The following is a 12454-nucleotide window of genomic DNA, read 5'->3' as shown; positions in this document are numbered from 1 at the left end:
CCGCTGACGGCGGACGCGCCGGAGCGCCCGGTGGGGATTCTCCGGGCGCTCCGGCTCTTCGGTTCTTCGTTCTTCGGTTCTTCGGCGGTCGGCGTCAGAGCCCGGCCGCCGCCGAGGCGATGTCGGCCGCGTAGGTGCTGACCTTGGTGTAGACGCCCGGGTAGCCGGGCCGGGCGCAGCCGTTGCCCCAGCTGACGATGCCGACCTGGACCCAGCGGCCGGCCGCGTCCCGGTGGACCATCGGCCCGCCGGAGTCGCCCTGGCAGGTGTCGACGCCGCCCTGGTCGACGTAGCCCGCGCAGAGCGAGGCCGCGCTGTTCAGGCCCGGGTAGGCGTTGGCGCAGGCGGCGTCGTCGACGAACGGCACGGTGGCCTTGAGCAGGTAGCGCTGCTGCGCGCCGCCCTCGGTCGCGGCGCCCCAGCCCATGATGGTGAAGGTGCCGCTGTCGTAGGCGGTGGAGTCGGTGGTCGGCAGCGTGCTCACCTGGCTGCCGCCGACCGGCGAGGCCAGCTTGATCAGCGCCCAGTCGTCGCCGCTCTCCGCGCCGGAGAAGCCGGGCGCCTGGTACACGTACGTCGAGCGGACCTTGACCGCGCTGCCGCTGCGCAGGTCGACCGCGCCGGCGGTCGCGGTGATGCTGGTGTCGGCACCGGTGCCGTTGACGCAGTGGGCGGCGGTGAGCACGATCTGCGGGGTGTAGAGCGCGCCGCCGCAGCCCATCGAGAGCCGCACCACGAACGGGAACTCGCCCTGCGCCGCCCGCGTGCCGCCGACCACGCCCGGCGACGGCGCCGAGGGTGCGGGCGAGGCGGCGGCGGGCAGCACCAGCGCGCCGGTGCCGAGCACCAGTGCGGCCAACAACACGATGAATCTGCCGAATTGACGCTTCATCAGACTCCTCCACTGACAGGTCGGGGAGCACCGAGGGTGGCCCCGAAGGCGTCGCGACAGGAGGGGCCCGACCCTGCCGGTCGAAACTGGCAGGAACACGGCAATGCGGGGTTCCGGACGGGGAAGCCAGGGCATGTCTGACAATTCGCGTCGGATCGGCGTGTGGCGTCTGGGTGCGTGCATCGCAAGGCGGAGGAGGGAGTCCATGCGGTGGGGGCACCTCCCGGCCGGAGGCTGGGGGCCATCGGCGACCGACGACAACGCGGCGAGGTGCGTGCCCAGACGCCACACGCCCGGCGGGAATTGTCAGACATGCCCTAAGGTGATCGCCCATGCGAGATCTTGTGGCGGGGATGAAGTACCTGGTCGGGGGCCAGAAGTGGGTGGGTCGGCACGGCCGCTGGTGGGGCTTCGGCATGCTGCCCGCACTGCTCACCCTGGCCGGGTACGCCGTCGCGCTCGTCTTCCTCGGCGGCTGGTCGAAGGACCTCGCCGACTGGGCCACCCCGTTCGCCGACCACTGGAGCTCGCCCTGGCAGGGCCTGCTGCGCGACGCGCTCGCCGCGATCGCCTTCGGCGGCGGCCTGCTGCTCTCGCTGCTCACCTTCACCGCCGTCACGCTGCTGGTCGGTCAGCCCTTCTACGAGGCGCTGTCCGCGAAGGTCGACGAGACCGAGGGCGGTGCGCCCACCCCGCCGGAGTCGCCGCTGTGGCGCGAACTGGTGATCGCGGTACGGGACAGCGTCTCCGTCCTGGTGCGGGTGGCCGCGTTCGGCGTGGTGCTGTTCGCCTGCGGCTTCATCCCGGTGATCGGGCAGACGGTGGTGCCGGCGCTGGGCTTCCTGGTGTCCGGCTTCTTCCTGACCGTCGAGCTCGTCGCCGTCGCCCTCCAGCGGCGCGGGGTGCCGCAGCGTGAGCGGATCCGGCTGCTGCGCGCCCGGCTCGGGCTGGCGCTGGGCTTCGGCACGCCGCTGATCCTGGCGTTCCTGGTTCCTCTGGTGACGGTGCTCGCCATGCCGGGGGCCGTCGCGGGCGCCACCCTGCTGGCCCGGGACCTGGCCCTCGACACGGCCCGCGACCTCGCCCTCGACCCGGTCCGCGACGCGGCCCCGGCGGACGAGCAGGAGCCGGAATCGGCGGCGGAGCCGGCCTCCCGGCCCGCCACCGGGAACCCGTACGCGACCTCCTGAAGCGGTGACCGGCCGGTCACCCTGCGCCGATCCCGGCCGGCCGGAGGTGTGAGGCCGCCCACACGGGGTTCGCCGTCTACTGCCCCCGATAGTGGACGGCTACGGCCCGGGCGCCGGCCGACCCCCCGGCACGGGCTCCCGTCCCGCGTCGGGCTGCCCGGAACACCTCGAAGAACGCAGGCCACCGCACCTCACACCCACGCATTCCGCTCGCGCCACCGACCTTCGACCTACAAATACGCAAGTCGGACAAATTCCCCCAAACCCATCACCGCGTCTCGCCGCAGCCACCCTGCGGCTACTACCCGCCGTAGTGGCACCCGCCTTTGCCACCCGTCCCCGGCCCTGCGAAGAATGGCCCGTCGCCAGGCAGCGCAGCCGGCCCCCTCCGCCGCGCAGCCGACCCGCCCCGCCACTTCCGCCGGGGCGCCACGGCCGTCCCGGACGGCCGCGCGGGCCCCGCCCACCCGGGCGCCCGTGCGATGCCCCGCACCCGGTGCCACCGGCACGGCCCCCGACGGAAAAGGATTGTCCGCTTCATGCAGCTCAGCCATGCCCGCCGCAACTCCCTGATCACCGGCATCGCCACCCTCGTCGTCGCGAGCGCCGCCACCGCCGCCCTCGCCCTCCCGCAGGCCGGGAACACCACCGAGGCCGCCGCCCCTGCGGCCGCCGTCACGGTGGACGGCAAGGCGGCCGCCGACCAGGCCCAGGCTGACACCGCTGCTGCTGCCGCCGACCAGGCCGCTCAGGAGGCCCAGGCCCAGGCGCAGGCCCAGGCCGAGGCGGAGTCCGCCGCCCAGGCGCAGGCCGAGGCCGACGCGAAGGCCCAGGCGGACGCCAAGGCCAAGGCCGACGCGGACGCCGCCGCCTCCCGCTCCCAGGCGCGCCAGGACCTCACCAGCGCCCCGACCCTCACCGGCAGCCCGCAGCAGATCGCCGCGCAGCTCGTCCCGGCCGGCCAGCTCCAGTGCTTCAGCAACATCGTGTCCCGCGAGAGCAGCTGGAACCATCTCGCCGTCAACGCCTCCTCCGGCGCGTACGGCCTGGTCCAGGCGCTGCCCGGCAGCAAGATGGCCTCGGCCGGCTCCGACTGGCGCACCAACCCGGCCACCCAGATCAAGTGGGGCCTGGACTACATGAACTCCCGCTACGGCAGCCCCTGCGCCGCCTGGTCGTTCTGGCAGAACCACCACTGGTACTAAACCGAGGCTGCCGAGCCTCGACGCACCCCGGGCCCGCGACGCACCACGCGTCGCGGGCCCGGCGCGTTCCGGCTGTCGTGGACGCGTCCGGCAGGCCGCGTGAAGATATGGCGTACGGTCGTACGATTTGGCGGGGATTGCTCGGTATTACGCACCGTCAGGGCTTTGCCACGGTCAGCGCGTCCTCTTACGCTCCGGCGTCATGCCCTCACCCCTCATCAGCGTCGTACTCCCCGCCTACGACCAGCACAAACAGCTCGCGGACTGCCTGGACTCGCTGCTCTCACAGTCCCTCCAGGACGTCGAGGTGATCGTGGTCGCCGACCGCTCCCCCGACGCCGCGGGCGAACTCGCCGACGCGTACGCGGCCCGGCACCCGCGGCTGTCGGTCCTGCACCTCAACGCGGCGGTCGGGGTCGGGGTGAGCCGGAACGCGGGGGCGGCGCGGGCCACCGGCGAGTACCTGCTGTTCCTGGACGCCGACCACCAGCTGCCCCAGGACGCGTTGCAGACCCTCGCCGACCGGCTCGGGCAGACCGGCCCGGTGGACCTGCTGCTGTTCGGCCACTCCCGCCGGCACAACGACCGGGACTGGCCGGGCGGAGCGGAGTCGCTGCTCGCCGAAGCCGGCCCCGAGGTGTTCGAGCCCTTCGACCAGCCCGCCCTGTTCGGCGCGCCGCCGCTGGTCTGGGACCGGCTGATCCGCCGCGGCCACTGGGAGGAGCTGCGGCTGGCCTTCCCCGACGGCCGGTACGAGGAGATCCCGGTGGTGCACGCGGCACTGCTCGGCGCCCGCCGGGTCGCCGCGCTGGCGCGCGAGTGCGTGCAGCTGCGCCGCCGGGAGACCGTCCACCCCACCGGCTCCCCGGGCAGCGGCGTGTTCGACCTCTTCGACCAGTACGAGCGCAGCTTCGCGCTGCTGGAGGACCAGCCGCACCTGTACGCGGTGCGGGACGCGCTGTTCGTCCGGATGATCCGGCACTACCTGTTCGTCTTCGACCTGGCCGGGTGCGTCACCCGCGCCGAGCGGCCGCAGTTCTTCCACCGGGCCGCCGAGCACCACCGGCGCTTCCAGCCGCCCGGCCACCGGCGGCCCGGCGGCCGCGAGGGGATCAAGTTCTCGCTGCTGGCCGGCGGCGCCTACCCGGCGTTCGAGATGGCCAAGCTCTCCCACATCGCCCGCGGCACGCTCACCGGGCGGCGGTGACCGGACTCCGCACGTGCGCGACCCCGCCTCCGCAGGCGGCGGGGCCGAGGTCCTGTCCGGGCGGCCGCCGACCGACACCCCATCGGCGGTACCCCGGTCGTGGCCGGTACCCCTGCGGGCGCGCGGCTGCCATGATCGGCCGGAGCCGTCGCCGCACCCGCCCGGAGGTCCCTGGTGAGCCGTCCGTCCGCAGCCCCCGGGGCCGAGCTGGCCCGCGAACTGGCCGCCGTACTGCGCGGGGAGGTCCGCTTCGGCACCGCCGAGCGGACCGTCTACAGCCACGACGCGTCCAACTACCGGCAGCTGCCGCTCGGCGTGGTCAAACCCGCCGACCTCGACGACGTCCGCACCGCCGTCGCGCTCTGCCGTCAGTACGGCGTGCCGGTGGTGCCGCGCGGGGCGGGCACCAGCATCGGCGGGCAGGCGATCGGCCCGGGCGCGGTGGTGCTGGACTTCCGCCGCCACCTCGGCGCCGTCCTGGACGTCGACCCGCAGGCCCGCACCGCCCAGGTCCAGCCGGGCACCGTGCTGGACGACCTCCAGCGCGCCGCCCGGCCGTACGGGCTGCGCTTCGGCCCCGACCCGTCCACGCACAGCCGCTGCACCCTCGGCGGCATGATCGGCAACGACTCCTGCGGCTCGCACTCGCTCGCCTGGGGGCGCACCTCGGACAACGTCGAGCGGCTGGAGCTGCTGCTCGCGGACGGCACCGAGCTGACCGTGGGCGGCCGGCTCACCCCGCAGGAGCGCGCCGCGCTCCGCGCCCTGCCCGGGCGGCCCGGCGAACTCCACCGGCAGCTCCAGGAGTTCACCGACCGCAACCTCGCCACCATCCGCCAGGGCCTGCCCGCGCTGCCCCGCCGCACCTCCGGCTACCCGCTGGACGCCCTGCTGCCCGAGCACGGCCACGACCTGGCCCGCGCGCTCACCGGCACCGAGGGCAGCTGCGCGGTGCTGCTCGGCGCGACCGTCCGGCTGGTCGAGGAGCCGCCCGCGCGCGCCCTGGTGGTGGCCGGCTACCCCGACGAGGGCGCCGCCGCCGACGCCGTCCCCGCGCTGCTGCCGCTCGGGCCGCTCACCGCCGAGGGCATGTCCGCCGACCTGATCGCCGCACTGCTCGCCGCCGGCCCCCGCCCGCCCGCGCTGGACCGGCTGCCCGCGGGCGAGTGCTGGCTCTTCCTGGAGACCGGCGGCGCCACCCCGGTCGAGGCCTACCAGGCGGCCCGCCGGCTCGCCGACGCGGTGCGCCGCGAGCGCTCCGCCTCCGTCGCCCTCGTCACCGACCCGGCCGAGCAGCGCCAGCTCTGGGCCGTCCGGGAGGCGGGCGCCGGCATCGTCACCCGGCTGCCCGGCGGCGGCGAGGCCTGGCCCGGCTGGGAGGACTCCGCCGTCCCGCCCGAGCGCCTCGGCGACTACCTGCGGGACCTGCGCGCCCTGCTGCGCCGGCACAGCCTGCACGGCGTGCCGTACGGGCACTTCGGCGACGGCTGCGTGCACCTGCGGATCGACTTCCCGCTGGACGAGCCCGCCGGGGTGCTGGTCTTCCGGGAGTTCCTGGAGCAGGCCGCCGACCTGGTGGTCTCCTACGGTGGTTCGCTCTCCGGCGAGCACGGCGACGGGCAGGCCCGCGGCGAGCTGCTGCCCCGGATGTACCCGCCCGAAGTGATCGCCCTGTTCGGCGAGTTCAAACGGATCTGGGATCCCGAGCACCTGCTCAACCCGGGGGCGCTGGTCGACCCGCGCCCGCTCGACGCCGACCTGCGCTTCGTCACCGCCCCGCGCCGCCCGCTGCCGCTCGCCCTCCCGTACGAGCAGGACGGCGGCAGCCTGGCCAAGGCCGTGCACCGCTGCGTCGGCGTCGCCAAGTGCGTGGACCCGAACACCGGGGTGATGTGCCCCAGCTACATGGCCACCGGCGAGGAACGGCACTCCACCCGGGGCCGGGCCCGGCTGCTGGCCGAGATGCTGCGCGGCATGGCGGCACCTCCCGGCCGCCAGGGCGGCGCGGCGATCGCCGACGGCTGGCGCTCGACGGAGGTCCGGGAGGCCCTGGACCTCTGCCTGAGCTGCAAGGGCTGCGCGAGCGACTGCCCGGTCCATGTCGACATGGCGACCTACAAGGCCGAGTTCCTGCACCAGCACTACCGGCACCGCCCGCGCCCGCTCGCCCACTACTCGATGGGCTGGCTGCCGCGCTGGCTGCGGGCCGCCGCCCTCGCCCCCGGCGCCGCCAACACCCTCGCCCGCTCCCCGGCCGCCGGACTGCTCAAGCTACTCGGCGGAGTCGACCGGCGCCGGGTGCTGCCGGTCCTCCCGCCGGAGACCTTCACCCGCTGGTACCGCCGCCACCGCGCCGCGCACCCGGCCCCGGCGGGGGCACGGCCGGTGCTGCTGTGGCCGGACACCTTCTCCGACCACCTCCAGCCGAACGTGCTGCGCTCCGCCGTCGAGGTGCTGGAGCACCTGGGCTTCGACGTGCGGCTGCCCGCCGGCCCGGTCTGCTGCGGCCTGACCTGGTACTCCACCGGCCAACTCGGCACCGCCCGCCGGGTGTTGCGGCGCAGCCTGCGGACGCTGGCCGACACCGGGCTGCCCGCCGACACCCCGGTGGTCGGGATGGACCCGAGCTGCACCGCCGCCCTGCGCGAGGACCTGCCCCGACTGCTCGGCCCGGACGGCCGCCCGCTCGCCGAACGCACCCGCACCTTCGCCGAGTTCCTCGACCAGTACGCCCCCGACGCCCCGCTCCCGCACGTCCCGCTGGACGCCGTCACCCAGACCCACTGCCACCAGCACGCCGTCCTCGGCAGCGCCGCCGACCGCCGGGTCGAGGCCCGACTCGGCCTGCACAACCGGGTGCTGGACTCCGGCTGCTGCGGCCTGGCCGGCAACTTCGGCTTCGAGCGGGGCCACTTCGAGGTGTCCGAGGCGATCGCCGAGCGCGTCCTGCTGCCCGAGGTCCGGGCCGCCGCCCCCGACACGGTGATCCTGGCCGACGGCTTCAGCTGCCGCACCCAGATCACCCAACTCGCCCAGGGCCGCCAGGCCCTGCACCTGGCGGAACTGATCGCCCGGGCGCTTCGGGGGCGCGCTTAGGGCGCGGCGTGCTCGCCGAGGAAGGCCCCGGCGCGGGCCGCGGCCTCCTCCTTCGTCGGGTAGCCGCGGTCGGCCGCGCCGCGCGCGCCGTCGGCGCCGACGCCCGCCCAGCGCCAGCCGCCGGATTCCTCCTCCTGCCCCAACTCGGCCGTTCCGCCGAACAGTTCGAGCATGCCCTGCGGCACCGCAGGGCGGGCCTCCGGCCACTTCTTCCGGGCGCCCTGCCGGGTGATGCCCCAGGCCGCACCCAGTTGCTCGTAGCTCGCGCCGTAGGAACCCGCCGTCGCCGCCGCGATCGCGGTCAGCCGCTTGACCTCCGTGTCCACCACCTTCCAGGTGGCGAGGACGGAGAGCGCGACCTCGGCCGGGTCCGCGTTCCACATCCGGTCCTCGGGCAGCCCGGTCTCGTGCGAACGAACAGCCCTGGCGAGGGGGTTCAGTGCGTCACCGAGCGCCCTGGCCAGCTCGGACCGCTCCTCGGGGGTGATCTCGATCGATGTCATGCGACAACCATAGTTACCGAACCGGCCTACGACAACCAAAGTTACCGCCTGATTCGATCCGCGCCGAGTGACGGACTCAGACCCCGTCGCTCGGGCGCGAAGGGAAGACCCGCGACGAGCACCCGGCAGCCGACCGCCAGGGCCTCACCGAGGAAGCCCACGCCGATCGACAACTGCACCGGCCGGGCATCCGGAGCGAGACCGAAGCGGCCGGCGAGGAGGCCGAAGCCCGCCATCACCGCGAGGGAGCCGGCGGCGACCAGGAAAGTCCGGCCGGTGTACCGCTGCCACGCCACACCGTCGCGCTCGAACAGCGTGACGGTGATGCCGCGCAGCACCCCGAGTCCGACGCCGAGCGCGGCACCGGCGGCCACCCAGGCGTAGTCACCCGCACCCAGACCCGGGCGCCGCACCAGCGACCAGAACCCGATCGCGGTCAGCACCACCGGCGGCGCGAACAGGTCCCGGGCATTGAGCGGCTCCCCACGCAGCCGCCGGATCACCACCACCACGACCACGACGGCGATCAACCCCGCTTGCAGCCAGACGTTCATCGGCACACCCCTCCCCGGGAGTTTTTTAGCTCGACCATGCTAAATCAGCAATTTAGCTCGACCGTGCTATAACGGCAACATGCCCAAGATCGTGGACCCCGCGGAACGCCGCCAGGCCGTCGCCGACGCCGTGCTCCGCGTCGCCGCCCGAGAGGGGCTGGAACGCGCCTCGCTACGCAACGTCGCGGACGAGGCCGGGCTCGCCATCGGCTCGGTACGGCACTACTTCGCCGGCAGCTCCGAACTGATGATCTTCGCGATGCAGGAGCTGGCCCGCCGCATCGACAGCCGCATCCGCACCCACGCCCGCACCCTGCTCGACCCGGAGGGCGGCACCGACCGCCGCACACAGGTCGAGGAACTCCTCACCGAGACCCTCCCCCTGGACGCCGAGCGCCGGGAGGAGTCCGCGCTCTGGCTGTCCTTCGTCACCGCTGCCCGCACCCGCCCCGAACTCCGCTCCCGCGCCGCCGAGTTGCAGGCCGGACTGGACGGGCTGATCCACCGCGTCCTGACGGAGGCCGAGCGCTCCGGCGCCCTGGCGCCCGGCCTCGACCTCGCCGTCGAGACCCGCCGCCTCTCCGCCCTGCTCGACGGCCTCACCCTCCAGGCCGTCCAGCACCCGGACCTGGTCGGCCCGGACGAACTGCGCGCCGTGCTGCGCCGCCACCTAGACACGCTGGCCGGACGATGCCCTGATTGATTCGCCGCGTCCCTGATCCGCCACAGCTGGCACTGACCCCCCGGCCCGGATCAGCCGACGCCGTCAGGCCCCGGCCTTGGCCGCCTCCTCCGCGGGCGCCTCCTCCGCGCAGACCGCCGACACGAACTCCGCGACCCGGGCCTGCGGCAGCCCGCGCGCGATGTCCGCCTCGCTGATCATCCCGACCAGCTTGTGCTCCGGGTGGTTGATCACCGGCAGCCGGCGCACCCGGTACTGCTCCATCACCCGTAGCACCTGCTCCGCGTCCTCGTCCGCCTCCACCGTCATCGGCCGGCCCAGGGCCAGCTCGCCCGCCGTCACCGCGGCCGGGTCCCGGCCCTCGGCGACGCAGCGCAGCACGATGTCGCGGTCGGTCACGATGCCCAGCAGCTTGTCGTCCTCCCCGCAGATGGGCAGCGCGCCGACGTGCCGTTCCCGCATGATCCGGGCGGCGGCGGCGAGCGTCTCGTGCTCGCGGATGCACTCCGCGCCCGGGTGCATGATGTCGCTGGCTCTGGTCATGGTCCCGCCTCCTGGCCTGGCTTCGGCTCCCCTGTCCATCCTGGTCCGGGCCCGCGGAGGCCGCCACCGGGCGCCGGTCAGGCCGCCTGGTCCGGCTCCGCGCGCCCGCCCGGCGCGTCCGCATCCGGCACCGGCGACTGGTCCAACAATTCCTCCAGCGGCGGGAGTTCGTGCTTCGAGCTGTCCTGCTCGACCTCCGCCTTCGCCGCCTCCTTCCCCTCCACGGCGGCCCGTTCGGCGGCCTTCGCCGCTGCCGCCGCGGCATTCACCGCAGCCCGCTGCTGGTTGTCCGTCGCGCTGTCCAGGAAGCGCAGCAGCTCCACCGGGAAGGGCAGCACCAGCGTCGAGTTCTTCTCCGCCGCCACCTCCACCACCGTCTGCAGCAGCCGCAGTTGGAGCGCCGCCGGGGTCGCGCTCATCACCGCCGCCGCCTCCGACAACCGGGCCGAGGCCTGGAACTCACCGTCCGCCGTGATGATCCGCGCCCGCCGCTCCCGCTCGGCCTCCGCCTGCCGCGCGATCGAGCGCTTCATCGACTCCGGCAGCGCGACGTCCTTGATCTCCACCCGGTCGATCTCGATGCCCCAGCCCAGTGCCGGGCTGTCGATCATCAACTCCAGCCCCTGGTTGATCGGTTCGCGGTTGGCCAGCAGGTCGTCCAGCTCGCTCTTGCCGATGATCGAGCGCAGCGAGGTCTGCGCCACCTGGGAGATCGCGAAGTGGTAGTCCTGCACGTTGACGATCGCCTTCACCGGGTCCTCGACCCGGAAGTACACCACCGCGTCCACCCGGACGGTCACGTTGTCCCGGGTGATGCCCTCCTGCGCCGGGATCGGCATCGTCACGATCTGCACGTTCACCTTGCGCAGCTTGTCCGCGATCGGCAGCAGCCCCACCAGCCCGGGCTCGCGCACATCCCTGCGCACCCGGCCGAAACGGAACACCACTCCCTTCTGGAACTGCTGGACGACCCGGACGCTCAGGCCCGCCCAGATCGCCCCCAGCCCGACCAGCCCCCCGATGGCACCCAGCACCGCATCGACGATCATCGCGGCCTCCTTGCGGCCTCGGCGAGGCCTCCTCGCGCACCAGCCAGCCCCGGCCGTCGCCGACCCGGCCCAGCCGGGGGCCGCCGGAGCAGCTGATTCCACGCTACGCCTGCCCGGCCAGGCCGGCGCAGGGCCGATACGGGCCCGGCACGAGCTCGGTGCACGGCCGATGCGGGCCCGGTGCGAGCCCTAGGAGGGCTTTGTCAGGTCCTGTGGTGGGGGTCGGGGGGTTGTCCGGCCTCGAACGTCGCTGCGAGACGATCACCCGCTCGGGGATCGGTGGGGCGGTGGTGACCGGTTCGTCCCGCGGGGTTGAGCGGGAATCCGGGTCGGGCCGTCCGCCGACAGCCCGACCCCGGCCCTGTTCTGTTACGACCACTCCGGGTGCGGGGCCGTGATGCTCCCGAACTGGTACGAGTTGTTGGGGAGGGTGAAGACGTACTCGTGCGGGTCGTTGTGCGCGGACTCCAGCTTGTTCGGGACGCTGTGGTAGCCGAGCGCGTAGAGGTTCCGGGACGGGGCCCAGGTGTTGTAGCAGTAGATGGCGTTGCGCTTGGTCGCCATGTGCGCGGCAGGGATGTCCAGCACGTAGGCGGCACCGTTCGCGCGGGAGCCGAGCGGCTGGTCGTAGGCGTAGACGAAATTGAAGCGCACGTCGGTGAGTTTGCCCTCGCGGGCCAGTTGCACGGCCGCGTCGGCGATCGCCTTGTGGGTGTCGGTGATCTCCAGCCAGCCCGCGGTGAACTTGTGCGAGGCGCCCGGGTACTGCCGCGCGATGGACGCGATCTTCGACTTGACCGTGGCGACGAACCGGGCGAAGGCATCGGGCCCCCCGTAGGGGGAGTCGACGATCTTCAGGTTGATCACCTTGTCGACCCCGAGGGTGGCGGCAGAGGCCATGAACTCGGCCGTCCGGCAAGGGACGATCTTGCTGCTGCCGTCGGTCGGCCAGTTCACCCCGTGGTGGCCGCCGGCCGCGCAGGGGTGCCGGTCCGAGCCTGTGGTCAGCGGGCAGGGATCGGTGTTCATCAGCTTCGCCAGCCCGTCGTTCTCTCCCCGTGTCACCAGCACGAGGTACACCGGCCGGCCGGCCGCCTTGTGCTCCAGGATCGCCCCGGCCAGGCCCAACGCCTCGTCGTCCTGGTGCGGCGAGTAGAAGATCGCCGGCGGTGCCGCCGCCGACGCCTCGGTCGCCCACATGCCGGAACTCAGCACCGTCGCGCCGGCCAGCGCGCCGGCCGTCAGGACCTGCCGTCGAGACGGACCCGCGTACCCGTTCTCCACCATTGTTGCCTCCCGGTCCCACCGGACCTTCTCGCCACCGCCCCGATCACCGGGCCCAACCCGGTCGACGGGCCACCGTCACCCGGCGGTTCAACCAGGCCACCGTCCAGACCGCCCAGCGGGTGCGGCCGGACAGGGCCCAGTAGGGCTTTGTCGGGCGCCACGGATGGTCAGGCGAGGGGAGGGATGCCTCACCCGCCCAGGCCCCCTGGACCGGTGCCTGCCCGATATGCGACCGACCCGCATCCG

Annotated in this window: 11 protein-coding genes; 5 read left to right on the top strand and 6 right to left on the bottom strand. The window is 73.8% G+C overall.

The genetic code is table 11. The annotated features are described in order from the left end of the window. Window positions 1-94 precede the first annotated feature (94 nt). Window positions 95-892, bottom strand: coding sequence for a trypsin-like serine protease (locus tag ACFWPI_RS05485; RefSeq protein ID WP_063346442.1), 798 nt, complete (start codon window positions 890-892; stop codon window positions 95-97). 332 nt (window positions 893-1224) lie between these two features. On the opposite strand from ACFWPI_RS05485, the gene ACFWPI_RS05480 reads away from it, so the two are divergent. The 4 genes from ACFWPI_RS05480 (at window position 1225) to ACFWPI_RS05465 (ending at window position 7590) form a co-directional block, all read left to right on the top strand. Continuing rightward, a complete protein-coding gene (locus tag ACFWPI_RS05480) occupies window positions 1225-2082 on the top strand; it encodes an EI24 domain-containing protein (RefSeq protein ID WP_380377291.1) in 858 nt (285 codons plus the stop codon). A 539-nt stretch (window positions 2083-2621) separates the two neighbouring features. Then, the gene (locus ACFWPI_RS05475) at window positions 2622-3287 is read left to right on the top strand and encodes a lytic transglycosylase domain-containing protein (protein ID WP_380377292.1); all 666 of its coding nucleotides are present in this window, start codon (window positions 2622-2624) and stop codon (window positions 3285-3287) included. A gap of 202 nt (window positions 3288-3489) precedes the next feature. Then, window positions 3490-4494: a glycosyltransferase family 2 protein gene (locus ACFWPI_RS05470; protein ID WP_380377294.1), complete on the top strand. Its 1005-nt coding sequence runs from the start codon at window positions 3490-3492 to the stop codon at window positions 4492-4494. A gap of 174 nt (window positions 4495-4668) precedes the next feature. Then, window positions 4669-7590: an FAD-binding and (Fe-S)-binding domain-containing protein gene (locus tag ACFWPI_RS05465; RefSeq protein ID WP_380377296.1), complete on the top strand. Its 2922-nt coding sequence runs from the start codon at window positions 4669-4671 to the stop codon at window positions 7588-7590. On the opposite strand, the gene ACFWPI_RS05460 is transcribed toward ACFWPI_RS05465, so the two are convergent. Then, window positions 7587-8093, bottom strand: a complete 507-nt coding sequence (locus ACFWPI_RS05460; RefSeq protein WP_380377298.1) for a hypothetical protein — start codon at window positions 8091-8093, stop codon at window positions 7587-7589. The two genes, ACFWPI_RS05465 and ACFWPI_RS05460, sit on opposite strands and share 4 nt — an antisense overlap. Before the next feature lie 41 nt (window positions 8094-8134). Continuing rightward, a complete protein-coding gene (locus tag ACFWPI_RS05455) occupies window positions 8135-8647 on the bottom strand; it encodes a DUF1453 domain-containing protein (RefSeq protein ID WP_380377300.1) in 513 nt (170 codons plus the stop codon). A gap of 79 nt (window positions 8648-8726) precedes the next feature. On the opposite strand from ACFWPI_RS05455, the gene ACFWPI_RS05450 reads away from it, so the two are divergent. Further along, a complete protein-coding gene (locus ACFWPI_RS05450) occupies window positions 8727-9350 on the top strand; it encodes a TetR/AcrR family transcriptional regulator (RefSeq protein WP_380377302.1) in 624 nt (207 codons plus the stop codon). 63 nt (window positions 9351-9413) lie between these two features. Here ACFWPI_RS05450 and ACFWPI_RS05445 read toward each other — a convergent pair whose 3' ends face one another. The 3 genes from ACFWPI_RS05445 to ACFWPI_RS05435 form a co-directional block, all read right to left on the bottom strand. Continuing rightward, the gene (locus tag ACFWPI_RS05445; RefSeq protein WP_380377304.1) at window positions 9414-9872 is read right to left on the bottom strand and encodes a CBS domain-containing protein; all 459 of its coding nucleotides are present in this window, start codon (window positions 9870-9872) and stop codon (window positions 9414-9416) included. 77 nt (window positions 9873-9949) lie between these two features. Then, a complete protein-coding gene (locus ACFWPI_RS05440; RefSeq protein WP_380377305.1) occupies window positions 9950-10921 on the bottom strand; it encodes a slipin family protein in 972 nt (323 codons plus the stop codon). A gap of 369 nt (window positions 10922-11290) precedes the next feature. After that, on the bottom strand, window positions 11291-12208 hold the full coding sequence (locus tag ACFWPI_RS05435) for a PIG-L deacetylase family protein (protein WP_063346448.1): 918 nt from the start codon (window positions 12206-12208) through the stop codon (window positions 11291-11293). Window positions 12209-12454: the final 246 nt, after the last annotated feature.

Source organism: Kitasatospora sp. NPDC058492 (assembly GCF_042720685.1).
Lineage (GTDB): Bacteria > Actinomycetota > Actinomycetes > Streptomycetales > Streptomycetaceae > Kitasatospora.
This window is presented reverse-complemented; position numbering and strand designations above follow the sequence as displayed.